Below are 21,535 nucleotides of genomic sequence, written 5' to 3'. Positions count from 1 at the left end.
GAACAGTGATGCCGCACACTTCACTCGCAGTACCCGAATCAGCCCTCCGGGCCATTCGCAAATTGATCGCCGAGCAAGGGTACAAGCCCGGCGAAAGCCTGCCGTCGCAACGCGATCTGGCGGTATTGCTGGGGGTCAGTCGTGCGTCCTTGCGTGAAGCCTTGTCGTCGCTCAGCGCACTCGGAGTGGTCAGTGTCCAGCCCGGCAAAGGCGTCTTCGTGCAGTCGATTTCTGAACCAGAACAGCGCACGGGTGGTTTTTCCTGGCCTTATGAAGCTCAGGTTTCCCCGGCCGACACTTTTCAGTTGCGCTATGCACTGGAAGGTTTCGCTGCAGGCATGGCCGCCGTGACCCTGACCGCCGACGAGCGCGATGTACTGGAGGACAACGTCGAAGCCATGCGCCTGGAATTGCGGGCCGGTGACTTCGAGGCTGCGGCGCGGCTGGACTTCGAGTTTCATCGGCACATTCTGGCCGCCAGCGGCAATCAGGCGATGCTCGGGATCGTGACTGCCGGGGCCGACATCTTCCTGGAAAGCCAGAAGATGCCGTTCATCCGGGCGGCCAGGGTCATGGAGACCTGGCAGGAGCACCGCAAGATCCTTCGCGCGCTGGCCCGACATGCGTCAGGGCCTGCGCAAAAGGCCATGCAGGACCATATTCGTGGCGCGGCACTGCGCACCGGCATCGTCTTCGTTTCACCCGCGAACTGAGCTACTGCCATAACCTCAGTCATGTTCTACGATAGCAAGACTCAATGAAGCTTCGCTTCCTGAATAGCATAAGGACCGCTATGATGAGCGTCGTTTTTAGCCTATGACCTCGGAGACTTCCATGAGTAGCGACCTTATCAAACACGTCACCGACGGCACCTTTGACGCCGAAGTACTCGAGGCTCAGGGTCCTGTGCTTGTTGACTATTGGGCTGAATGGTGTGGCCCTTGCAAAATGATTGCCCCGGTTCTGGACGAAATCGCCAGCACCTACAAAGGCAGGCTGACGGTTGCGAAGTTGAACATCGATCAAAACCCGGACACTCCTGCCAAGCATGGTGTTCGTGGTATTCCTACGCTGATGCTGTTCAAGGGCGGCAATGTGGAAGCGACCAAAGTTGGTGCGCTGTCGAAGTCGCAGCTGACTGCGTTTCTCGAAGGAAACGGTATCGACCTTCCTAAACCTGTTTGAGACGTTTCAAAGCCCCGCAAAATGCGGGGTTTTTTTCGGGTGTCGTACTAGACGCCTGGAAAATCAGGTGGTACATTCGGCCCCGCAACGGCTTCTCCGTTGCCCCCTGCTAGCCGTCGCCGACGCTCTCCTTTCGATTTAGTACGCGATCCTGTCGCCTTTTCTGCGGCGCGGCCTCATTAAGCCAAAAGCTTAATTTCCCCCTCCATACATGATTACGTCATTCCCCATATGAACCTGACTGAACTCAAGCAAAAGCCGATTACCGAATTGCTCGAAATGGCCGAACAGGCTGGCATCGAGAATATGGCCCGTTCGCGCAAGCAGGACGTCATTTTCTCCCTGCTCAAACGGCACGCCAAAAGTGGCGAGGAAATATCCGGTGATGGCGTGCTGGAGATTCTCCAGGACGGCTTCGGTTTCCTGCGCTCTGCAGATGCTTCCTACCTGGCCGGCCCGGATGACATCTATGTCTCCCCCAGCCAGATCCGCCGCTTCAACCTGCGTACCGGCGATACCATCGTTGGCAAGATCCGTCCACCCAAGGAAGGCGAGCGTTATTTCGCTCTGCTCAAGGTCGACACGATCAACTACGACCGTCCGGAAAACGCCAAGAACAAGATTCTGTTCGAAAACCTGACGCCGTTGTTCCCGACGATTCGCATGAAGATGGAAGCCGGTAACGGTTCCACCGAAGACCTGACCGGTCGTGTGATCGATCTGTGCGCACCGATCGGTAAGGGCCAGCGTGGTCTGATCGTTGCTCCGCCGAAGGCGGGCAAGACCATCATGCTGCAGAACATCGCGTCGAACATCACGCGTAACAACCCGGAAGTGCATCTGATCGTTCTGCTGATCGACGAGCGCCCGGAAGAAGTGACCGAGATGCAGCGCACCGTGCGCGGCGAAGTGGTCGCCTCGACGTTCGACGAGCCGCCAACCCGTCACGTACAGGTTGCCGAAATGGTGATCGAGAAGGCCAAGCGCCTGGTCGAGCACAAGAAAGACGTCGTTATCCTGCTCGACTCCATCACCCGTCTGGCCCGTGCCTACAACACCGTCATCCCGAGCTCCGGCAAGGTATTGACCGGTGGTGTCGACGCTCACGCACTCGAGAAGCCAAAGCGTTTCTTCGGTGCTGCGCGTAACATCGAAGAAGGCGGCTCGTTGACCATCATCGCCACCGCACTGGTTGAAACCGGTTCGAAGATGGATGAAGTGATCTACGAAGAGTTCAAGGGTACCGGCAACATGGAGCTGCCTCTGGATCGCAAGATCGCAGAGAAGCGCGTGTTCCCGGCCATCAACATCAACCGCTCCGGCACACGCCGTGAAGAGCTGTTGACCGCTGATGACGAGCTGCAGCGCATGTGGATCCTGCGCAAGCTGCTGCACCCGATGGACGAAGTCGCGGCTATCGAGTTTCTCATCGACAAGCTCAAGCAGACCAAGACCAACGACGAGTTCTTCCTGTCCATGAAACGCAAGTAACTGGCAGGCTGAAACAAAAAATGGTGTCCTTCGGGGCACCATTTTTTTTGCCTGCATGCCGCCGATTAGCTGCCTTGACGTGCTGGAGCAGGTACGATGTGCGTCTATTGGATAAATGGCCGGGTTAATGAAATTCAAAGATCTTAGGGATTTCGTGCAGCAGCTTGAGCAGCGCGGAGAGTTGAAACGCATTCAGATGCCGATCTCGCCTGTGCTGGAAATGACTGAAATCTGTGACCGTACCTTGCGTGCCAAGGGCCCGGCGCTGTTATTCGAAAAACCGGTTGGCTTTGATATCCCGGTGCTGGGCAACCTGTTCGGCACGCCAGAGCGCGTCGCCATGGGCATGGGCGCCGAAGCGGTCAGTGAGCTGCGTGAAATCGGCAAGCTGCTGGCGTTCCTCAAAGAGCCCGAGCCACCCAAGGGCCTGAAGGATGCGTGGTCCAAGCTGCCGATCTTCCGCAAGGTCATCGCCATGGCACCGAAGGTCGTCAAGGATGCGCCTTGCCAGGAGGTCGTCATCGAAGGCGATGACGTCGACCTCGGCATGCTGCCTGTACAGACCTGCTGGCCGGGCGATGTCGCGCCGCTGATCACCTGGGGCCTGACGGTCACCAAAGGCCCGAACAAGGAGCGCCAGAACCTCGGCATCTATCGCCAGCAGGTCATCGGTCGCAACAAGATCATCATGCGCTGGCTCAGCCACCGCGGCGGCGCGCTGGACTTCCGCGACTGGTGCGCCAAGCACCCCGGCGAGCCTTATCCGGTGGCCGTCGCACTGGGCGCGGACCCGGCGACCATTCTCGGTGCCGTGACGCCTGTACCGGACAGTCTGTCCGAATATGCCTTTGCCGGGCTGCTGCGTGGCTCGCGCACCGAACTGATCAAATGCCGTGGCAGCAATCTGCAAGTTCCGGCCAGCGCCGAGATCGTGCTTGAGGGTGTGATTCATCCGGGCGAGATGGCCGACGAAGGGCCTTACGGCGACCACACCGGTTATTACAACGAAGTCGACAGCTTTCCGGTGCTGACCGTCGAGCGTATCACGCACCGTATCAAGCCGATCTACCACAGCACCTACACCGGTCGTCCACCTGATGAGCCGGCGATTCTGGGCGTCGCGCTGAACGAAGTGTTCGTGCCGATTCTGCAAAAGCAGTTTCCGGAGATCGTCGATTTCTACCTGCCGCCCGAGGGTTGCTCGTACCGCATGGCGGTGGTGACCATCAAGAAACAGTATCCCGGCCATGCCAAGCGCGTGATGCTGGGTGTCTGGTCGTTCTTGCGCCAGTTCATGTACACCAAATTCGTGATCGTCACCGACGACGATATCAATGCGCGGGACTGGAACGACGTGATCTGGGCCATCACCACGCGCATGGACCCCAAGCGCGACACGGTCATGATCGACAACACGCCCATCGATTACCTCGATTTCGCCTCGCCGGTGTCCGGCCTGGGTTCGAAAATGGGGTTGGATGCCACGAACAAATGGCCAGGTGAGACCAGCCGCGAGTGGGGCAGGGCGATCGTCAAGGACGAAGCCACCACACGCCGGGTGGACGAAATCTGGACTCAGTTGGGAATAGACTGATGCGCGTAACCTTGCAGCCATCAGGTGCGGTGCTGGAAACCCTGCCGGGCGAGCGGATACTCGATGCGGCACAACGCCTGGGTTACGAGTGCCCGCAGAGCTGTCGCAATGGCAACTGCCATGTCTGCTCGGCCCTGCTGGTCGAAGGCCGGGTGATGCAGTCAGGGCAGACACTTGATCACGGCGAAATTCATACCTGTGTGGCCGAGCCGCTGACAGAGTGCTTGGTGCTGTGGGATGGCGTGCTGGCCAAGGGTGAACTGCCGGTGCGCAGTTTTGCCTGCCAATTGAGCGAATGCGTCGAGGTGGGTGGCGATGTCTGGCGGGTCGGCCTGCGCGCCCCGGCCGGCAAGCCGCCGCGTTATCATGCCGGGCAGTACCTGATGATCGAGCGCGAGAACGGCGAGAAGTCGGCGTTCTCCATCGCGTCGGCGCCGCACAGCGGTCGCGACCTGGAACTGCACGTGCTGGCTCGTGAAGACAGTGCGCGCAGCCTGATCGAACAACTGCAACGCAACCGCATGGCGCGGGTCGAGCTGCCGTTTGGCGACACCCACCTCGCCGAGCTGCCGGACGGGCCGCTGGTGCTGATCGCGGCCGGTACGGGCATGGCGCAAATGAACAGTTTGTTGGAACACTGTCGCTCCACAGGCTTCAGTCATCCTGTGCACCTGTATTGGGGCGTGCGTCGTCCCGAGGATTTCTACCAGGTCAGCCATTGGGATGAGTGGGCGAAACTGCCGAACCTGTTCCTGCACAAGGTCGTCAGCGACCTGTGCGGTTGGGAGGGGCGTTGCGGTCTGCTGCACGAGGCGGTTTGCGAGGACATCAAGGACCTGTCGGCCGTTCACGTCTACGCCAGCGGCTCGCCTGCGATGATCTACGGAACCCTGGACGCCCTGGTTGACGCCGGAATGGATGCACATCAGATGCGCGCAGACGTATTCGCCTACGCACCGCGTCCGTAATGCCGGACTGACGGCTGCAGGAGTGGAGTGTAAATTGCTTTAACTGATTACAACCGATGGCGATGCCTGTTCGTCGCCAGGCAACTTTTAGTAGAGGCAGGCCCTTGGCCTGTGGCAACAACCGAACCACGACACCCTGATGCCGCTCAACCACGAGCGAGTCGGCGGGGCTCGGTAAAACTGGCAGTCAGACTGTCAGGGAGGCAAATGGAGAATCCAATCAACGAGTTGGCCGCTGCAGTGCACGACGGTCTTGGCCTGACGTATCCGCCCGTTATCGATATGGGCCCACAGCTTACCCGCGAGCAACTGCTCGCATCCATGAACGCCACCATGCGTCGTCACAAGGGCGGCCCGGTCTGGCTGTTCGCCTATGGTTCACTGATCTGGCGTCCCGAGTGCACCGCCGTGGAGAGCCAGCGCGCCCGAGTGCACGGTTATCACCGCGGACTTTACCTCTGGTCGCACGAACACCGTGGCACGCCGGAAGTGCCGGGGCTGGTATTCGGTCTGGACCGTGGCGGTTCATGCACCGGCTTCGCTTATCGTCTGCCGGATGAATGCCTGGAAAAATCACTGCTGGCCTTGTGGGAGCGCGAGATGCCGTACCCCTCGTATCGCCCGCACTGGCTCAATTGTCGCCTTGAAGATGGCCGGAAGGTACAGGCCCTGGGCTTTGTGCTGGAGCGGCATCTGCCCAGCTACGCAGGCAACCTGCCGGACAGCGTGCTGAGCCAGGTGCTCGCCAGCGCCAGAGGGCGCTATGGAACCACCCGCGAGTACGTCGAGCAGACCGCCAAGGCCCTGCGTAGCCACGCCATGCCAGACCTGAATCTGGAGGCGCGGCTCAAGCGCTGCAAGTCAGAGACTGCCTGATCAGCCTTTGGTGTCGCGAGATGTGCTGGCGACCTGTTTGTGCCGCAGCGTCGGCGCAAGGAACACCATCGCCAGAATGCACGCGCCGATCAACAGCACGAAGCCGCCATCCCAGCCGAAGTGGTCAACCGTGTAGCCCATCGCTGCGCTGGCCGCGACCGACCCGCCCAGATAGCCGAACAGCCCGGTAAAGCCGGCGGCCGTGCCTGCTGCCTTCTTCGGTGCCAGTTCCAGCGCCTGCAGGCCGATCAGCATCACCGGTCCGTAGATCAGGAAACCGATGGACACCAGCGCGATCATGTCGACGGTCGGATTGCCTTCAGGGTTCAGCCAGTACACCAGCGTGGCGATGGTCACCAGAAACATGAACACCATGCCGGTCAGGCCGCGATTGCCCTTGAAGATCTTGTCCGACATCCAGCCGCACAGCAGCGTGCCCGGAATGCCCGCCCACTCGTACAGAAAGTAAGCCCAGGAGGTCTTGTCGACCGTGAAGTGTTTGGCTTCTTTGAGATAGGTCGGTGCCCAGTCCAGCACGCCGTAGCGCAGCAGGTAAACGAACACGTTGGCCATGGCGATGTACCACAGGAACTTGTTGCGCAGCACGTACTTGACGAAGATCTCCCGGGCGCTGAATTCTTCCTCGTGGCTGGCATCGTAGCCTTCCGGGTAATCGTTCTTGTAGTGCTCGATCGGTGGCAGGCCGACCGATTGCGGGGTGTCACGCATGGTCGCGAAGGCGAACACCGCGACCAGCAACGCAACCGCCGCCGGCACGTAGAACGCCGCATGCCAGTCGTTGGTCCAGCCCATGCCAAGCAGGAACAGCGGGCCGATCAGGCCGCCGCCGACGTTGTGCGCCACGTTCCACACCGACACCACGCCGCCGCGCTCTTTCTGCGACCACCAGTGAACCATTGTCCGCCCGCTCGGCGGCCAGCCCATGCCCTGTGCCCAGCCATTGATGAACAGCAGCACGAACATGATCGTGACACTGGACGTCGCCCACGGCGCGAAGCCGAAGATGAACATGATCCCGGCCGACACCAGCAGGCCGAACGGCAGGAAGTAACGCGGGTTGGAGCGATCCGAAACGATGCCCATGAGGAATTTCGACAAGCCGTAGGCAATGGCAATGGCAGACATCGCCACGCCCAGCTGGCCACGCGTGTAGCCTTCGTCGATCAGATACGGCATCGCCAGCGAGAAATTCTTGCGCAGCAGGTAGTAACCCGCATAGCCGATAAAGATGCCTGCGAAGATCTGCCAGCGCAGACGGCGATAGGTGCTGTCGACCTTTTCTTCGGGAAGGGGTGCCTGATGCCTGGCAGGACGGAAAAACCCAAACATGGAGAAGCTCCTGATTATTGTTGTTTTTGCGAATGCGAATATTACATTTTCATTACAGAAAAAAGCAGTGCCTTCGGGCTGATTCTTTGTAGGAAATGCAGGCAATCAGCTGTTGTTTTACGAACATTGCGTAAATGTTTACAGGTGTTTCAAGTATTTGGGATGGATCCTACAGGCGTATCGGAAGTCGTGTGCTGACTGATGTGTCGGCAGGTTCATACCATCGTCATCACCGCGCCCTGGAGGTGCACCACGACGATGAGCCCCTACAACAATGAGAATGACCGCGTTCATGATTACCGCAGCACTGGCCGCTCACGTCGGCGCTGCAGAGCCATTTCTGGTGCCGATATACACGCCGACACCGGTTTTTCCGCCTGAGCTGGTCAAGACCCGCTATGCAGGCAAAGTCCGCGCCCAGTTGTGGATCAAGTCCGATGGGCAGGTTCGTGAAGTCCGGGCCGTCGAGAGCGGGCATCCGCAGCTCGCCGCAGCGGTGGAGCAGGCACTCCGCCAATGGCGCTATAAACCCTGGGTCGGAACAGTCGGCGCGCCGCCCATGACCACGATCACCGTGCCCGTCATTTTTGGTTCCACGGCTATCGGCGCTTCAACACCGAAGTGACCGTGGGCCTGGGAAACATCCGCTGCGGCTACCTGAACCACGAAGTGAAATCCGCCCGCCAGGACTATCCCAAGGAACCACTGAGTAAGGTCGACGTGTTCTGGTACACCGGGCAGGCGCTGTTCGGCAGCCATGTTGCCCACCTGCGCAGCGAGCCCCAACGCCAGGTCCTGCTTGAGCAACTGGGCGCCGCGATACCGATGATGGTCAGCAATTGCCGAAGCAATCCCGATCGTCTGTACGGCGATTATCTGCCAGCGCCGATCAAGGCGTTGATCGTCGGGCTGGCCGAGCAAGCGGAGGGCAGCGAATGAGCTGCGTGCTGGGTTGCATGATGCTTACGGGGTTGCTTTCGGCGGGGGGAGCACAGGCGTTGCCGTCTTATCCTGTGCCCTTGCACATGCCTGAGCCGGGCTATCCGACATCGATGCTTCGTTCCTCCGTAAAACGCAGTGTCAGTATCAGGGTTTTCATTCAGGCCGATGGAGGCGTGCGCTTCCTCGAAGTGCTGGGCGCGCCCGATCCTAGGCTCATCAGCCTGACCCGAAGTGCTGTCGAACAGTGGGTCTTCGAACCCTGGCAGCCGTCTGCTTCTCATCCCGAGGGCGAAGCAGTTACGGTCACGTTCAATTTCACGGGGCGGCCACATACCAACCCGCCGCTGGCAGCCAATGTCGAGCTGAAGCAGGTGTTGTGCTGGCAGCTGAATACGGAAATGTTCGAGGGACGCAAATGGCGCAAGGACGTCAAGCCGGATGCGCTGATGCGGACAGAACTGTACCTGTCGAGCAGTCCGGTCATAGAGCAGTTTCTCACACCGGACGAGCGTCAGGCCCTGGTTCTTGAGCTGCTGGAAGCGACGCCGGGCATCGTCGCTCAATGCCAAAAAAATCCGATGCGCAGGTATGTTGATTATTTGCCGGAGAATGTGAGGAAGGCGTTGTAAGGGTTGAGCGGTATTGATTACGGACATCGTGAGCGCCGCGTACTTGTGGGAGTGAGCTTGCTCACGAAGGGGCCGGTACAGCCGACGGATATCTCTCGTTTCGCACGCGTCAGCGGGAGCGCCTTTCTTAAGGCTCCGCGTCACCATTCGCTCCATGAGCCACATTCAAGATTGGACGTAAAGTCTCCAGAAAAGCATGAGCGGGCATGGCAACGAAAATGTTTGTTGCCCTGTGAATACGCCTTCGCGAGCAAGCTCGCTCCCACAGTTCAGGTAATCCTCCTGCTTTTGAGTGAGTTTCAGTCTGGAGGTCTGAACCGGATATCGTCGTCAGTTACCAAATGATCCGACCTTCAGGTAGGTGGATTATTTGCCGGAGAATGTCAGATCTATCGTGTGGTGCCGGTGTCAAAGCAGTGCTGACTTGACCCGGCACCTCCAGCGAAATGATCAGTGAACAGTGCTCATATTTTGAATCGCTTCAAGCTGACTCATGTCGAGCGCTCCGTGAGCGCTGATCGTATTCGAGAAGTCGGTGATCGCGATTTCGATAGTGCCTCTCAGCACCTTGATTGCATTATCGATTTCTCGCGACGTCTCAGGCCCGAACGTTACCTCAATCACTCGGAGGGATTCGGCCTCTGTAGCGCGAGCTTCCTCGGCATTGCGTAGGGCCAACGCATGCTCGGCCTCTTCAACCTGACGCTGTGCAAGCCGGAACGCTGCCTCTATGGCTCGCTGCTGCGCAGCCTGTTCTTCCGCGAGTCGGCGAGCCGCCTCTTCCGCCTCGGCTCGCGCGCGCGCTTCTTCTTCGGCTTGGCGTTGTGCGGCTTCTTGGGCTTGACGGTTTGCAGCCTCCGTAGCAAGACGCTCAAGATACTGCCGGTTCTGCTCTTTAATTCGCGCGTGTAACGATTCGAGGTTGGCCTTGAGTTCGTTTAGAAAACGAATACTTTCCATCTGAAACTGCGCATATACCGTCATCGAGAAAAAGTCGATGGGTGTGACACCAGTAAGAGAGCCCAGCCGTGCGTGCATCTCAATATCCGATTTCGTCCAGCGAGCATCGCCCAACGCAGTGGGGATGTTGTCAATATGATCCTGCCGCAGTGGGGCACGCTTGTTTGCAATCAAATGATTGATTGCTTGTAGGTGTCGATCAGTTATTTCGATGTATTCCAGTGTGCTCCAATCGCCAACTTGAGTAGCAAGTTCCACTTGCAGGATGTCAGGCAGTTGTTGCAAGTGATGGCGTAATTCTTCCATGGGTGATTTCCTTATATAAATCTATCGCGTAGCCTGTTGGGACGTCAGCTTTTAAATCCGGGCTTGCCATTTTGAGCTCGCCATTCTTTGATTACCTTCAGAACTCCTTCGGGGCTGTCCTCTTGGCCTTCCTCTGGATAAAATATTACGTCCGACTGTGCGGGGTGTTCGGTCACTTTAATGAAATGCTGCAACAATACGTCGACATATGCCCCATATTCTTTCCCTTCAAGCTTGTTGCGCTCGGGAGAGAACTCCCTCAAAAAATCAAGAAACTCTTCTTCAGTGTAATCTTCAATTTTTTCTTTCATAATCATTGTGAACGGTTCCTATGATGCTCTATATGTTGTTTTGGTGTCATGATGACTAAATTGTCTACGTCATACACCGCCCCGCCGTTTGCAATTTCTTCCTTGTGATGAATCTCGAATTTCGTACGCTGTCCTACCTGATCTTCTAATTTTGGATGTGGTGCGTTACCGGCCTTCATTAATTGCAGGTTCCGCTGACTAAACTGTTGACTGATTTCTGAGTCATTCGCCACAGCTTTCCAGATGGCTTCTCTCTGACGGCCAAAATTGCTGAAGCGTACCCCACGCAATTGATCTGCAACTTGCGAAGGAATTGGAGCCCCCTCAGCCCGAGTCCTAGCGTCTAACCAAGTGTTTGTTATGCGCTCACCATACCCACTCGCAACCCCCGGAATCGACCTCGGGTCCTTGAACAGCAGGTAGCTATTCGGCAGCCCTGAATCAATCGGCGATATGAGAATGTAATCATCAGGATCATCTCGATCAATCGCCGGGTAAGCTTCAAGCTCGGGTACAAAAGGTGTCACCACGTTGCCTGGATCTACCGGCAAAGCGGGTGGTCCTGCGGGTGAGCTTGTCGAGCTGTCCGCCGGTCGTGCTATTGGCGTCCATATCAGTGCCGGTGTCGATTCCCCGTCACGGATAAACTCGTAGGAATTGTTCTGTGCGTTATAGGTGAAAGTTCTTACGCGAACCTTGGTACCAACTTCCACACCGTCCGTAGCTACCCAGCGTGCAGCGCCGCTTGTGCCAGCTTCATCGGATGTCAGTCGATGAGGCACATCCAGCGTGCCTTTGACGCTGGCAAGGTAGTGCAGATCGATATGCGGCGGCAGGTTGAGCTGCGACAGAGGTGTGGCGATAACGGCGGGCGGCAGTTCTGCGTCGCCCAACGGTTGTGGATACATCGCCAGCAACGTAACCAGATTGCTGCCCAGTGTTCTGGTTGCAATCCTGATGAGTTGATCCTTCGCGATGTTGGTCGCGACGGTTCTGATGCCTGTTGCTGCGGTGGTGGTTGACGCGGGGGCAATAACTGACCACAGCTTGTCGATGCCAGCGGCCTGTCGTGCATCCTGACTCGCCGGTTTATTGGCCAGCGACAGTTCAGCATGGCGCATGGAAAGCGCTGCTGATTGTTCGTTGAGCAGCGTGACCGATTCGGCAAGAAGCTTTGCTTCGTAGGTCTGAGATAACGCCTGTATCCACGCTTCATGGGCCTGCTGCACACGTGGAGGATCACCCTGGCTGTAGTACACCAGATAGTTCAGGTGGTCTTTTTGTGTAGCATGGTCAAGCTCTTGACCGGTGAGACTCAGAGCCTGAGCGCGACGCTCTTCCAGTAACGGTTGTTTGATTGCAAGTAAATAGTTAACCCTGATTTTTTTCTGAAGTATCAGCTCAAGAGCCTGTTCGTCGCGTGGGGGATCAGCATTTAGATCATGACCTGACGCTATTTCTTTTTGAAGATCATTTGGCAGCGATGCAAAAGCCAGTAAGTAGTTTTGTGCCAATCCAGATTGTAACGAGGGATAGGACGCTGTCAGCGTTTCAAGAGCCTGTCGATGTGCCTGATCTTTTTCGGCCTGTGCGCGCACCTGCGCTTCAACGCGCTCTCGCTCGGCGGCTTCCGCCATTGCCCGAGCATGCGCCTCAGCTTCTAGTCTTGCGAGATGAGCCGCGTGTTCTGCCGCTTGCCGCTGGGCCAACGCATGCGCCTCTGCCTCTTGTTGCCTTAATAGACGTCTCAGCTGTTTATTAGTGATACCTCTTCGGCGACCGCGCCCTGGGCCTAGGCCGGTAGTGCTGGGTCCGCCGCCGCCACCACCGATTCCAATGCTCCAGCCTGAATTACCTCCACCACTCGCTTTATTAGCAGCTGCCTCGGCCGCTGCCCGGTCTGCGGACCCTAAGTCTGGAATAGGCCAGTATTTTACATATATATGTTTTTCTTGCTCATCTGCCATACAGTTCTCCTTATTAGCTGTATGGCGACTAATTAATCCGCTTTTTCTCCGTCATTGTGATACATAAATATTTTTTGCTTCATACTGTATTACGAGTGTTAATTAACCAAAACCACCACCTTCCCCACAGCCCTCCGTCCCCCCAACAAATCAATCGCCTCCCCAGCCCTTTCCAGCGGATAAACCGTCGACACCAGCGGCGTCAATTTCCCTTCTTCAAACCACGCAAACAACTGCTTGAAGTTCGCCGCGTTGTCTTGCGGTTGTCGCTGCGCAAACGAGCCCCAGAACACGCCGACCACCGAAGCGCCCTTGAGCAGGGTCAGGTTGACGGGCAGGTCGGGGATGCGGCCGCTGGCGAAGCCGACGACCAGCAGGCGACCGTTCCAGGCGATGCTGCGGATGGCCTGGTCGAAAAGGTCGCCGCCGACCGGGTCGTAGATCACGTCGGCGCCGTTGCCGTGGGTGAGGCGTTTGACTTCGTCCTTGAGGCTGGTTTCGCTGTAGTTGATCAGTTCGTCGGCGCCTGCGTTTCTGGCGACTTCGAGTTTTTCTGCGCTGCTGGCGGCGGCGATCACGCGTGCGCCGAGGGCTTTGCCGATTTCCACGGCGGCCAGGCCCACACCGCCGGATGCACCGAGTACCAGCAGGATTTCGCCGGGTTGCAGGCGGGCGCGTTGTGTGAGGGCGTGCATGGAGGTGCCGTAGGTCATGCTGAATGCGGCCGCCGTGGTGAATTCCATGCCCTGCGGAATCGGCAGCACGTTGTAGTGGGGCACGGCGACCTGCTCGGCAAAGCTGCCCCAGCCGGTGAGCGCCATGACGCGGTCGCCGGGTTTCAGGTGGCTGACGTTTTCTCCGACGGCGGCTATCACGCCTGCGGCCTCACCACCCGGTGAGAACGGGAAGGGTGGTTTGAACTGGTATTTACCCTCGATGATCAAGGTGTCGGGAAAGTTGACCCCGGCGGCGTGCACGTCGAGCAGAATTTCGTTCTTTTTGATCGCAGGGCCGGGGACGTCTTCGAGTACCAGTGTGCTGGCAGGACCGAAGGCTTTGCATAACAGGGCTTTCATCGGGCTATTCCTTTTCCGGTAATGGCCGATAAAGTCAGTTAAGCGGGTTCTCGGGTCAACAAGCATGGCCCTGCCTGATAAGCACACATAAGCTGTAAGCTACGTGGCAAACCGTATTAAGGAGTGGACTGTGAAAGCGTGGATTCTGATGTTGCTGGCCTTGTCATTGCCTGTCATGGCGCAAGAGGAAGCCAAGGAAGAAGGCGGCCCGCCAAAAGCGGCGTATGTCTCGCTGACGCCTCCGTTCGTGGGTAACTACGCACTCGATGGCGGCCCCAAGCTGCGTGTCTACAAGGCTGACATTGCCTTGCGTGTAACCGGTGCCGACGCCGAGGCCGCCGTGAAGCGCAATGACGCACTGATCCGCAATCAACTGGTGTCGCTGTTCACTCAGCAGACCGTCGATTCCATGAGCAGCGCCGAAGCGAAGGAAAACATTCGTCAGGAAGCCCTCAAGCAGGTTCAGCGCGTCATGAACGATGAAGAAGGCAAGCCGATTGTCGAAGACTTGCTGTTCAATAACTTCATCGTTCAATAACGGCCGTCAGCGCAATGCCAGGATCGCCGCCCATTGTTCGGCGGTCACCGGCATGACCGAGAGCCGGCTGCCTTTTTGTACCAGAGGCAGTTGCTCCAGCTGGCTTTGTTGCTTGAGATAACCCAGCCCCAGCACGTGTTTGAAGATATCCACGAACTCGACGTCGATGGCACTCCACGGATTCTTTTCCTCCGTGGCCTTGGCGTCGTGATAGTGGCTCTGGGGGTCCAGCGCGGTGGGGTCCGGATAAGCTGACCTGGCGACTTTGCCGATACCGGCGATGCCCGGTTCGGGGCAACTGGAGTGATAGAAAAAGAACTTGTCGCCCTCTGCCATGGTTCTCAGAAAATTGCGCGCCTGATAGTTGCGCACTCCGTCCCAGCGCGCTTTGCCCAGTCGTTGCAGGTCGCTGATCGAGAATTCATCAGGCTCGGACTTCATCAGCCAATAGGCCATTGTGCTCACTCCACAGACAAAAGGTTTACGGTGTTTCGAACAGTTTGATGACAAACCGACAATCGGTTCGCGCCACTATTTGCGTACTGGTTCACGTTACCGCAAAATGCCGCCCTTCAAAGTTCCACGCTGTTGCACGGCCTACACAAAACCGATGCTGACATCGTATTGATTTGCCTAAGGAGGGCAGTCAATGAAACGCAAGCCTGATTTACTCTGGATTCTGGTTATTCTGTTTGGCTTGGGTGTCGTGACAACCGGTTATGCACAGAGCTTGTGGTCCACCAAGGACGACGCTCCCGTCGAGATCACACAGCAGCAGCAAAAAGTCCCCGGCAGGCATTGAGCCCTGCCTGTACTCTGATCGTTGATGGCCTTGTTGGCTGAACGATCAGAGAGTCTGCGTCACATACCAGCCTTTATCCGATAGCGTGCCGTGCAGCGGTACATCCCAACTGGCCTGCGCCAGTCGATCCACTTTCTGACATTCATGAGCCAGCCCGAGTAACAGCGGTTTGCGCCAGGTCTTTCTGCGCGCCAGGTACGCCAGGCTGCGGTCGTAGAAACCTCCGCCCATGCCCAGGCGACCGCCTTCGTCATCGAAACCTACCAACGGCATCAGGATCAGATCGAGCGCCCAGACAGGGCGTTGCCTTGCCCGGTCGATGTGCGGCTCGGGGATGCGGAAACGGTTGGGGATGAATGTCTCGCCGGGACGCACACGCTGAAAAACCATGCGGGTGCGCGGCCAGGCATTGAGCACCGGCAGATAGGTTGCCTTGCCGCGGCGCTGTGCTTCGCGCAGCAACAGCCGCGGGTCGATCTCGCCATCCATCGGCAGGTACAGCGAAACATGTCGGGCACGCCGAAACAGCGGGTGCTGCGCCAGTTGACGGTAAATATCCCGTGCGGCTGCGCGTTGCTGGCTTTGACTCAAGGCTTTGCGTGCCTTGCGTAGCTGGCGGCGCAATTGTGGACGTGTGAGTGATTGGGCGCTGATCATGAGCAGGAGGTCATGCAGGCTGATCCGGAAAGGAGGTTGAAGCCGGAGCGGGGTCGTCGTTGCCAGACAACAGGGCTGGCAACGAACTGAATATGGACTCCCCGACGAACCGCTGTCGGTTTAGCCCTTGAACCCGAAAGTTCAAGGTGGAGATTGCAGGAGGTTTTAAGGCTTTCCGTCGAGCGGACATGCACACCAACCCCAACGTGCAACCCCCGTGGTTGTGCGTATCGGCTCAGGGACATGACCGACTGGCAAGCACTCCAGGGAGCAGCGCGAGTATACAGAAATGCCCCGCAATAATCAGCCCCGAGTTGAATCCGGTGCGCCGGGCGTGTCTGTCGCCAGCACCAGATCGACCTTGTCGAGCAGATCGCGGACCTGTTCGCGGGTCGAACCGCTGGTCTGTACGTCAGGCAGATGTTCCTTGTGCAGCAGGTCGTGAGTGATGTTCAGGGCAGCCATCACGGCGATGCGATCCGCACCGATGACTTTGCCGCTGCTGCGGATCTCACGCATCTTGCCATCCAGATAGCGGGCGGCGCTGACCAGGTTGGTGCGCTCTTCCTGAGGGCAGATGATCGAATATTCCTTGTCCAGGATCTGAACGGTAACGCTGTTGCCATTGCTCATGAGTCTTGCTCCAGGGCTTTAAGGCGCGAAATCATTGACTCGACCTTCTGCCGGGCGATTTCGTTTTTTTCAATCAGTTGGGCACGTTCCTCGCGCCAGGTCTTTTCCTGAGCTAATAAGAGTGCGTTTTGGCCTTTAAGTTGCTCGGCATACTTCAGGAGCAGCTCCACACGTTTCATCAGCGCTTGCAGGTCGGTGTCTTCCATTGTTTTCCACTGAATACTTTCTGATGAATGGCAGGGGGAGCGATGCTTGTGCTCAAGCTCGAACCGCCGTCCGGGTGATCTTGTCGCGCGGATAGTCTAGGATACAAGGCCTTCATTCTAGACATTGCGCCGTTTGGCGACTAGCTACCCATGCCCATTCAGAATTCTCCGTACAAAGCGTTCGCCACTCTGCTCAACAGTGGCGGTCACCAGGTATCTCCTGCCGAGCTGCATGGCCTGTTGCTGGGGCGCAGTTGCGCAGCTGCCGGTTTCGACAACGAAGGCTGGTTCGCCGACGCGTCGCAACTGCTGGAAACCGAGCCGCAAGACAATATCCGTCAGGCCCTCATCGGCCTGCAAGAGATGGTCAAGGGCGAGCTCACCGGCGACGACATGACCGTCGTGCTGTTGCTGCCGGGCGACGATGAACCGCTGACCGAGCGTGCTGCTGCGCTGGGCCAATGGTGTCAGGGATTTTTGATGGGCTTCGGTCTGAACATTGGTGACAAGCCGCTGGGCACCGAGGCCAAGGCTGTTCTGGAGGATCTGGCGGCGATTGCCCAGGTTCAGGACGCGCTGGAAGAGTCCGAAGACGGCGAAACCGACTACATGGAAGTCATGGAGTACATGCGTGTAGCGCCGCTGCTGCTGTTCACTGAATTCAACGAGCCGTCCGCGCCGCAACCCAAGCCTTCCCTGCACTGATAGCCGATCACTGCGACACCGGCCAGCGCTTGCCGCAGCGCGAGCCGGTGGACTCCATCAGGACGCCCGCTGCCCATGATTCAGATCCCGAAGTCCGAGTACGCCCGCCGCCGCAAGGCTCTGATGGCTCAGATGGAGCCGGACAGCATTGCCATCCTGCCCGCCGCTGCGGTTGCCATTCGCAATCGTGATGTCGAGCACGTCTATCGGCAGGACAGCGACTTTCAGTACCTGAGCGGCTTTCCCGAGCCCGAAGCGGTGGTGGTGCTGATCCCCGGTCGTGAATACGGTGAGTACGTATTGTTCTGCCGCGAGCGCAACCCCGAGCGCGAGCTGTGGGAAGGCCTTCGCGCGGGGCAGGAAGGCGCGATCCGCGAGTACGGTGCGGACGACGCGTTCCCCATCAATGACATCGATGAAATCCTGCCCGGCCTGATCGAAGGCCGGGATCGGGTGTATTCGGCGATGGGCAGCAATCCTGAATTCGACCGACACCTGATGGACTGGATCAACGTGATTCGCTCCAAGGCGCACCTCGGTGCCCAGCCGCCCAAGGAGTTCGTGGCGCTGGACCATCTGTTGCACGACATGCGCCTGTACAAGTCCGCCGCGGAAATCAAAGTCATGCGTTGCGCGGCGGATATTTCCGCGCGGGCCCATGTGCGGGCGATGCAGGCCTGCCGCGCGGGGTTGCATGAGTTCAGTCTGGAAGCCGAACTGGACTACGAGTTCCGCAAGGGCGGTTCGAAGATGCCTGCCTATGGCTCGATCGTCGCCTCGGGTCGCAACGGTTGCATCCTGCATTACCAGCAGAACGACGCGGTGCTCAGGGACGGTGATCTGGTGTTGATCGACGCGGGCTGCGAAATCGACTGCTATGCCAGCGACATCACCCGTACCTTCCCGGTGAACGGCAGGTTTTCCCCCGAACAGAAAGCCATCTACGAGCTGGTGCTCAAGTCCCAGCAGGCGGCCTTCGCGGCCATCGGGCCTGACAAACACTGGAACCAGGCACACGAGGCGACGGTCAAGGTGATTACCGCCGGGCTGGTCGAGCTGGGCCTGCTACGCGGCGATGTCCGCGAGCTGATCGAAAGCGAGGCCTACAAGATGTTTTACATGCACCGTGCCGGGCACTGGCTGGGCATGGATGTGCATGACGTCGGCGAATACAAGGTCGGCGGCGAGTGGCGCGTACTGGAGGTTGGCATGACGCTGACCGTTGAACCCGGGATTTACATATCCCCCGACAACCTGGACGTCGCGAAGAAATGGCGAGGTATTGGTGTGCGAATCGAGGATGACGTGGTTGTGACCAGGCAGGGGTGTGAAATTCTGTCCGGCGGCGTGCCCAAGACCGTCGCCGAGATCGAGGCGCTGATGGCGGCTGCACAGGAACAGGTCGTATGAGCCGCTTCAATATCGCCATCGTCGGCGGCGGATTGGTCGGTGCGAGCCTTGCGCTGTCGCTGCAGGCCGGTGCCAAGGCGCGCGGCTGGAAAATCGTGCTCATCGAGCCCTTCGCGCCGGGTGAAGCCTGGCAGCCCAGCTACGATGCGCGTTCTTCGGCACTGTCGTTCGGCTCGCGACGCATCTATGAACGGCTTGGCCTCTGGCAGCAGATTTCCCGACGCGCCGAGCCGATCCTGCAAATCCAGGTGTCGGACCGGGGTCGCTTCGGCGCCACTCGCCTGTCGGCGATCGAAGAGGGCGTTCCGGCGCTTGGCTATGTAGTCGAAAACGCCTGGCTCGGTCAGGCTCTGTGGGCCGGGCTGGATCGTGATGTGGTCAGTTGGCGTGTGCCGGCCGAGGTCAAACACATGCAGCCATTGGCCGACGGTTATCGCCTGAGCCTGAGTGACGACAGCGAGCTGGACTGCGACCTGGCGGTGCTGGCCGACGGTGGCCGTTCCAGTCTGCGCGAACAGTTGGGTATCGGGGTGCGGCAACGGCCTTACGACCAGCATGCGCTGATTGCCAATATCACGCCGAGCGAAGCTCACTGCGGGCAGGCGTTCGAACGTTTTACCGAACACGGGCCGATGGCGCTGCTGCCATTGCCGGATAACCGCTGTGCGTTGGTCTGGACGCGTCCGGGCAACGATACCCAGCGTCTGGCCGAGCTGGACGACCGCAGTTTTCTGGAAGAGCTGCAGGGCGTGTTTGGCTATCGCCTGGGCACGCTGCGTCAGGTAGGTGCCCGGCATGTCTACCCCTTGGCACTGATCGAAGCCGAAGAGCAGGTGCGCTCGCATCTGGTGATCCTGGGCAACGCGGCGCACAGTCTGCATCCGGTCGCCGGGCAGGGGTTCAATCTGTCCTTGCGCGACGCCGATGCACTGGCCGAGACGCTGCTGGACAGCGACGCGCCGCCCGGTGCGCTGCCGACGCTGCAGCTCTACCGTGAGCGCCAGCGCCAGGATCAGCAATTGACCGTGGGCTTCTCCGACAAGGTGACGCGCCTGTTCGGCAGCTCCCGGTCGGCGGTTGCCACCGGGCGTAACGTCGGGTTGCTCGGCCTGGACCTGCTGCCTGCCGCCAAGCGCTGGTTTGCCCGCCAGGCAATGGGGTTGGGGACTCGATCCGATGTGTGAATCACCCACTTTAAACACAGGGCTTCGGCCGCAAGCGAGAACGGTTTGACCATGGAAACGCGCGCAGATGTGCTGATTGTCGGAGCCGGAATGGTCGGCAGTGCCCTTGCCTTGGCATTGCAGGACAGCGGCCTTGATGTGCTGGTGGTCGACGGTGGACCGCTGAGCGTCGAACCGTTTGATCAGCAGTCGAGCTTCGAGCCGCGGGTCAGCGCCTTGTCGGCGGCCAGCCAGCGAATCCTCCAGCGGCTGGGCGTGTGGGAAGGCATCGCAGCCCGGCGCATCAGCCCGTATGCGCATATGCAGGTCTGGGACGGCAGCGGCACCGGGCAGATTCACTTCTCGGCCTCCAGCGTGCATGCCGACGTGCTCGGTCACATCATCGAGAATCGTGTGGTGCAGGACGCGTTGCTCGACCGTCTGCATGCCAGCGACATCGGCCTGCTGGCCAATGCGCGGCTTGAACAGATGCGTCACTCCGGCGATGACTGGCTGCTGACTCTGGCTGATGGTCGTCAGCTGCGCGCACCGCTGGTGGTGGCCGCCGATGGTGCCAATTCCGCCGTGCGCCGCCTGACTGAAACGCCGACGCGTGAATGGGATTACCTGCATCACGCGATCGTCACCAGCGTGCGCACCGCCGATCCCCACAGGAAAACCGCCTGGCAGCGTTTCACCGATGACGGGCCGCTGGCCTTTCTGCCACTGGAGCGTGAGGGCGAGCACTGGTGTTCCATCGTCTGGTCAGTCACACCTGCCGAAGCCGAGCGCCTGATGGTGCTGGAAGATGACCTGTTCTGCCGCGAACTGGAGCAGGCATTCGAAGGACGACTGGGCCAGGTGCTGTCTGCCGATAGCCGCCTGTGTGTGCCGCTGCGTCAGCGTCACGCCAAGCGGTACGTTGCCGGAGGATTGGCACTGATTGGTGATGCGGCCCACACCATTCACCCGCTGGCCGGGCAGGGCGTGAACCTCGGTTTTCTCGACGCCGCAGTGCTGGCGGAAGTCCTGACCCATGCCGCAAGGCGCGGCGAGCGCTGGTCTGACCTGCGCGTGCTGGGCCGCTACGAGCGCCGCCGCATGCCGCACAACCTTGCACTGATGGCGGCGATGGAGGGCTTCGAACGCCTGTTCCAGGCCGACCCGCTGCCCTTGCGCTGGTTGCGCAACACCGGCCTGAAAATGGTCAACCGCATGCCCGAAGCCAAGGCGCTGTTCGTCCGCGAGGCACTGGGTTTGTCGGGGGATCTGCCTGAACTGGCGCGGATCGAAGCACGCTAGAAACCAAAACATACCTACGCGGAGCCCAGGCGCGACGGTGTTCTTGAGAGCACTATCGTTCCTCACGCTCCAGCGTCGCGTGACGCTCTACGTAACATAATCAGTAGAGGACGCAGAGCGTCCAGAACCGCATACCCACGCGGAGCATGGGTACGATGGTGTTCTTCAGGGCGCGTTACGCTCGCGATCCCCCGGACACCTATCGTTCCTCACGCTCCAGTGTGGGAATGCCTGTCGTGACGCTCTGCGTCACATAATCAGGAGAGGACGCAGAGCGTCCAGAACGGCATACCCACGCGGAGCATGGGTACGATGGTGTTCTTCAGGGCGCGTTACGCCCGCGATCCCCCAGACACCTATCGTTCCTCACGCTCCAGTGGACTGCCCCCCGAAAGTTGGACAGTTTTAGCTCGCCGCCTGAGCCCTGTATTTTACGGGGCTCAAGCCGTTTAGCTTCAGCTTGA

Annotated in this window: 22 protein-coding genes, 1 other RNA gene and 1 pseudogene; 14 read left to right on the top strand and 10 right to left on the bottom strand. The window is 58.9% G+C overall.

The window, feature by feature from the left end; genetic code table 11:
* Positions 1-8: 8 nt before the first annotated feature.
* From KBY08_RS19865 to KBY08_RS19840, 6 genes are all read left to right on the top strand, one after another.
* A complete protein-coding gene (locus KBY08_RS19865; protein WP_024643077.1) occupies positions 9-713 on the top strand; it encodes a FadR/GntR family transcriptional regulator in 705 nt (234 codons plus the stop codon).
* A 121-nt stretch (positions 714-834) separates the two neighbouring features.
* The gene (gene trxA / locus KBY08_RS19860; RefSeq protein ID WP_003403255.1) at positions 835-1,185 is read left to right on the top strand and encodes a thioredoxin TrxA; all 351 of its coding nucleotides are present in this window, start codon (positions 835-837) and stop codon (positions 1,183-1,185) included.
* Positions 1,186-1,416: 231 nt separating this feature from the next.
* On the top strand, positions 1,417-2,676 hold the full coding sequence (rho, locus tag KBY08_RS19855) for a transcription termination factor Rho (protein WP_002551560.1): 1,260 nt from the start codon (positions 1,417-1,419) through the stop codon (positions 2,674-2,676).
* Positions 2,677-2,803: 127 nt separating this feature from the next.
* Positions 2,804-4,270, top strand: a complete 1,467-nt coding sequence (gene ubiD, locus KBY08_RS19850; protein ID WP_003403254.1) for a 4-hydroxy-3-polyprenylbenzoate decarboxylase — start codon at positions 2,804-2,806, stop codon at positions 4,268-4,270.
* Positions 4,270-5,238 (top strand): CDP-6-deoxy-delta-3,4-glucoseen reductase, encoded by a 969-nt coding sequence (locus tag KBY08_RS19845; RefSeq protein ID WP_003403251.1) that lies wholly within the window; start codon positions 4,270-4,272, stop codon positions 5,236-5,238. Before ubiD ends, KBY08_RS19845 begins: the two co-directional genes overlap by 1 nt.
* 207 nt (positions 5,239-5,445) lie before the next feature.
* A complete protein-coding gene (locus KBY08_RS19840; RefSeq protein WP_003403249.1) occupies positions 5,446-6,114 on the top strand; it encodes a gamma-glutamylcyclotransferase in 669 nt (222 codons plus the stop codon).
* On the opposite strand, the gene glpT is transcribed toward KBY08_RS19840, so the two are convergent.
* Positions 6,115-7,464 (bottom strand): glycerol-3-phosphate transporter, encoded by a 1,350-nt coding sequence (gene glpT, locus KBY08_RS19835; protein WP_003403247.1) that lies wholly within the window; start codon positions 7,462-7,464, stop codon positions 6,115-6,117.
* Between the two features lie 274 nt (positions 7,465-7,738).
* On the opposite strand from glpT, the pseudogene KBY08_RS19830 reads away from it, so the two are divergent.
* Positions 7,739-8,403 (top strand): annotated as a pseudogene (locus tag KBY08_RS19830) (energy transducer TonB).
* Positions 8,400-9,035 carry an energy transducer TonB gene (locus tag KBY08_RS19825; protein ID WP_024643080.1) on the top strand — a complete coding sequence of 212 codons (636 nt, stop codon included), beginning with the start codon at positions 8,400-8,402 and terminating at the stop codon, positions 9,033-9,035. The pseudogene KBY08_RS19830 and the gene KBY08_RS19825 overlap by 4 nt, the downstream one beginning before the upstream one ends.
* Before the next feature lie 450 nt (positions 9,036-9,485).
* Here the strand turns inward: KBY08_RS19825 and KBY08_RS19820 are convergent, their stop codons facing one another.
* The 4 genes from KBY08_RS19820 to KBY08_RS19805 all read right to left on the bottom strand — a co-directional run bounded on the left by KBY08_RS19820 (position 9,486) and on the right by KBY08_RS19805 (position 13,655).
* The gene (locus tag KBY08_RS19820; RefSeq protein WP_024641257.1) at positions 9,486-10,301 is read right to left on the bottom strand and encodes a hypothetical protein; all 816 of its coding nucleotides are present in this window, start codon (positions 10,299-10,301) and stop codon (positions 9,486-9,488) included.
* 44 nt (positions 10,302-10,345) lie between these two features.
* Positions 10,346-10,618: a bacteriocin immunity protein gene (locus KBY08_RS19815; RefSeq protein ID WP_016566934.1), complete on the bottom strand. Its 273-nt coding sequence runs from the start codon at positions 10,616-10,618 to the stop codon at positions 10,346-10,348.
* A complete protein-coding gene (locus tag KBY08_RS19810; protein WP_111522326.1) occupies positions 10,615-12,579 on the bottom strand; it encodes an S-type pyocin domain-containing protein in 1,965 nt (654 codons plus the stop codon). The genes KBY08_RS19815 and KBY08_RS19810 overlap by 4 nt, the downstream gene beginning before the upstream one ends.
* Positions 12,580-12,677: 98 nt before the next feature.
* On the bottom strand, positions 12,678-13,655 hold the full coding sequence (locus tag KBY08_RS19805; protein ID WP_111522325.1) for an NADPH:quinone oxidoreductase family protein: 978 nt from the start codon (positions 13,653-13,655) through the stop codon (positions 12,678-12,680).
* Positions 13,656-13,785: 130 nt separating this feature from the next.
* On the opposite strand from KBY08_RS19805, the gene KBY08_RS19800 reads away from it, so the two are divergent.
* Positions 13,786-14,193: a flagellar basal body-associated protein FliL gene (locus KBY08_RS19800; protein WP_003403230.1), complete on the top strand. Its 408-nt coding sequence runs from the start codon at positions 13,786-13,788 to the stop codon at positions 14,191-14,193.
* Between the two features lie 6 nt (positions 14,194-14,199).
* Here the strand turns inward: KBY08_RS19800 and KBY08_RS19795 are convergent, their stop codons facing one another.
* Positions 14,200-14,649, bottom strand: coding sequence for an EVE domain-containing protein (locus KBY08_RS19795; RefSeq protein ID WP_011266315.1), 450 nt, complete (start codon positions 14,647-14,649; stop codon positions 14,200-14,202).
* Positions 14,650-14,842: 193 nt separating this feature from the next.
* Here KBY08_RS19795 and KBY08_RS19790 point away from each other — a divergent pair, with 193 nt between their 5' ends.
* Positions 14,843-14,995: a hypothetical protein gene (locus KBY08_RS19790; protein ID WP_003317333.1), complete on the top strand. Its 153-nt coding sequence runs from the start codon at positions 14,843-14,845 to the stop codon at positions 14,993-14,995.
* 45 nt (positions 14,996-15,040) lie between these two features.
* Here KBY08_RS19790 and KBY08_RS19785 read toward each other — a convergent pair whose 3' ends face one another.
* The 4 genes from KBY08_RS19785 to KBY08_RS19770 form a co-directional block, all read right to left on the bottom strand.
* Complete coding sequence (locus KBY08_RS19785) at positions 15,041-15,652, bottom strand: 5-formyltetrahydrofolate cyclo-ligase (protein ID WP_096127433.1); 612 nt, start codon at positions 15,650-15,652, stop codon at positions 15,041-15,043.
* 94 nt (positions 15,653-15,746) lie between these two features.
* Positions 15,747-15,925, bottom strand: a non-coding RNA gene (gene ssrS, locus KBY08_RS19780) — 6S RNA.
* A 30-nt stretch (positions 15,926-15,955) separates the two neighbouring features.
* Entirely contained in the window at positions 15,956-16,285 is a 330-nt protein-coding gene (locus tag KBY08_RS19775) for a cell division protein ZapA (protein WP_096127434.1), read from the bottom strand.
* Entirely contained in the window at positions 16,282-16,491 is a 210-nt protein-coding gene (locus KBY08_RS19770; protein WP_002551573.1) for a TIGR02449 family protein, read from the bottom strand. The genes KBY08_RS19775 and KBY08_RS19770 overlap by 4 nt, the downstream gene beginning before the upstream one ends.
* A 150-nt stretch (positions 16,492-16,641) precedes the next feature.
* On the opposite strand from KBY08_RS19770, the gene KBY08_RS19765 reads away from it, so the two are divergent.
* The 4 genes from KBY08_RS19765 (at position 16,642) to KBY08_RS19750 (ending at position 21,071) form a co-directional block, all read left to right on the top strand.
* Entirely contained in the window at positions 16,642-17,196 is a 555-nt protein-coding gene (locus KBY08_RS19765; protein ID WP_003403224.1) for a YecA family protein, read from the top strand.
* Between the two features lie 75 nt (positions 17,197-17,271).
* Positions 17,272-18,606 carry a Xaa-Pro aminopeptidase gene (gene pepP / locus KBY08_RS19760; RefSeq protein ID WP_011266318.1) on the top strand — a complete coding sequence of 445 codons (1,335 nt, stop codon included), beginning with the start codon at positions 17,272-17,274 and terminating at the stop codon, positions 18,604-18,606.
* Complete coding sequence (gene ubiH, locus KBY08_RS19755; protein ID WP_024652493.1) at positions 18,603-19,790, top strand: 2-octaprenyl-6-methoxyphenyl hydroxylase; 1,188 nt, start codon at positions 18,603-18,605, stop codon at positions 19,788-19,790. Before pepP ends, ubiH begins: the two co-directional genes overlap by 4 nt.
* 51 nt (positions 19,791-19,841) lie before the next feature.
* Positions 19,842-21,071 (top strand): 2-octaprenyl-3-methyl-6-methoxy-1,4-benzoquinol hydroxylase, encoded by a 1,230-nt coding sequence (locus KBY08_RS19750; protein WP_011266320.1) that lies wholly within the window; start codon positions 19,842-19,844, stop codon positions 21,069-21,071.
* The last annotated feature ends 464 nt before the right edge of the window (positions 21,072-21,535 follow it).

It is taken from the genome of Pseudomonas sp. P135, from assembly GCF_020312125.1.
In the GTDB taxonomy this organism is placed as follows: Bacteria; Pseudomonadota; Gammaproteobacteria; order Pseudomonadales; family Pseudomonadaceae; genus Aquipseudomonas; species Aquipseudomonas fragariae.
The sequence above is the reverse complement of the archived record's forward strand: the minus strand, read 5'-3'. Positions and strand labels throughout refer to the sequence as shown.

What these genes read in the sequence shown, in the direction of transcription:
- trxA (WP_003403255.1), top strand. Translation starts at nt 835, where the DNA reads ATGAGTAGCGACCTTATCAAACACGTCACCGACGGCACCTTTGACGCC.
- KBY08_RS19785 (WP_096127433.1), bottom strand. Translation starts at nt 15,652, where the DNA reads ATGATCAGCGCCCAATCACTCACACGTCCACAATTGCGCCGCCAGCTA.
- KBY08_RS19775 (WP_096127434.1), bottom strand. Translation starts at nt 16,285, where the DNA reads ATGAGCAATGGCAACAGCGTTACCGTTCAGATCCTGGACAAGGAATAT.
- KBY08_RS19820 (WP_024641257.1), bottom strand. Translation starts at nt 10,301, where the DNA reads ATGGAAGAATTACGCCATCACTTGCAACAACTGCCTGACATCCTGCAA.
- KBY08_RS19750 (WP_011266320.1), top strand. Translation starts at nt 19,842, where the DNA reads ATGGAAACGCGCGCAGATGTGCTGATTGTCGGAGCCGGAATGGTCGGC.
- KBY08_RS19770 (WP_002551573.1), bottom strand. Translation starts at nt 16,491, where the DNA reads ATGGAAGACACCGACCTGCAAGCGCTGATGAAACGTGTGGAGCTGCTC.
- ubiH (WP_024652493.1), top strand. Translation starts at nt 18,603, where the DNA reads ATGAGCCGCTTCAATATCGCCATCGTCGGCGGCGGATTGGTCGGTGCG.
- KBY08_RS19845 (WP_003403251.1), top strand. Translation starts at nt 4,270, where the DNA reads ATGCGCGTAACCTTGCAGCCATCAGGTGCGGTGCTGGAAACCCTGCCG.
- KBY08_RS19825 (WP_024643080.1), top strand. Translation starts at nt 8,400, where the DNA reads ATGAGCTGCGTGCTGGGTTGCATGATGCTTACGGGGTTGCTTTCGGCG.
- KBY08_RS19840 (WP_003403249.1), top strand. Translation starts at nt 5,446, where the DNA reads ATGGAGAATCCAATCAACGAGTTGGCCGCTGCAGTGCACGACGGTCTT.
- pepP (WP_011266318.1), top strand. Translation starts at nt 17,272, where the DNA reads ATGATTCAGATCCCGAAGTCCGAGTACGCCCGCCGCCGCAAGGCTCTG.
- KBY08_RS19805 (WP_111522325.1), bottom strand. Translation starts at nt 13,655, where the DNA reads ATGAAAGCCCTGTTATGCAAAGCCTTCGGTCCTGCCAGCACACTGGTA.
- rho (WP_002551560.1), top strand. Translation starts at nt 1,417, where the DNA reads ATGAACCTGACTGAACTCAAGCAAAAGCCGATTACCGAATTGCTCGAA.
- glpT (WP_003403247.1), bottom strand. Translation starts at nt 7,464, where the DNA reads ATGTTTGGGTTTTTCCGTCCTGCCAGGCATCAGGCACCCCTTCCCGAA.
- ubiD (WP_003403254.1), top strand. Translation starts at nt 2,804, where the DNA reads ATGAAATTCAAAGATCTTAGGGATTTCGTGCAGCAGCTTGAGCAGCGC.
- KBY08_RS19790 (WP_003317333.1), top strand. Translation starts at nt 14,843, where the DNA reads ATGAAACGCAAGCCTGATTTACTCTGGATTCTGGTTATTCTGTTTGGC.
- KBY08_RS19865 (WP_024643077.1), top strand. Translation starts at nt 9, where the DNA reads ATGCCGCACACTTCACTCGCAGTACCCGAATCAGCCCTCCGGGCCATT.
- KBY08_RS19810 (WP_111522326.1), bottom strand. Translation starts at nt 12,579, where the DNA reads ATGGCAGATGAGCAAGAAAAACATATATATGTAAAATACTGGCCTATT.
- KBY08_RS19795 (WP_011266315.1), bottom strand. Translation starts at nt 14,649, where the DNA reads ATGGCCTATTGGCTGATGAAGTCCGAGCCTGATGAATTCTCGATCAGC.
- KBY08_RS19765 (WP_003403224.1), top strand. Translation starts at nt 16,642, where the DNA reads ATGCCCATTCAGAATTCTCCGTACAAAGCGTTCGCCACTCTGCTCAAC.
- KBY08_RS19815 (WP_016566934.1), bottom strand. Translation starts at nt 10,618, where the DNA reads ATGATTATGAAAGAAAAAATTGAAGATTACACTGAAGAAGAGTTTCTT.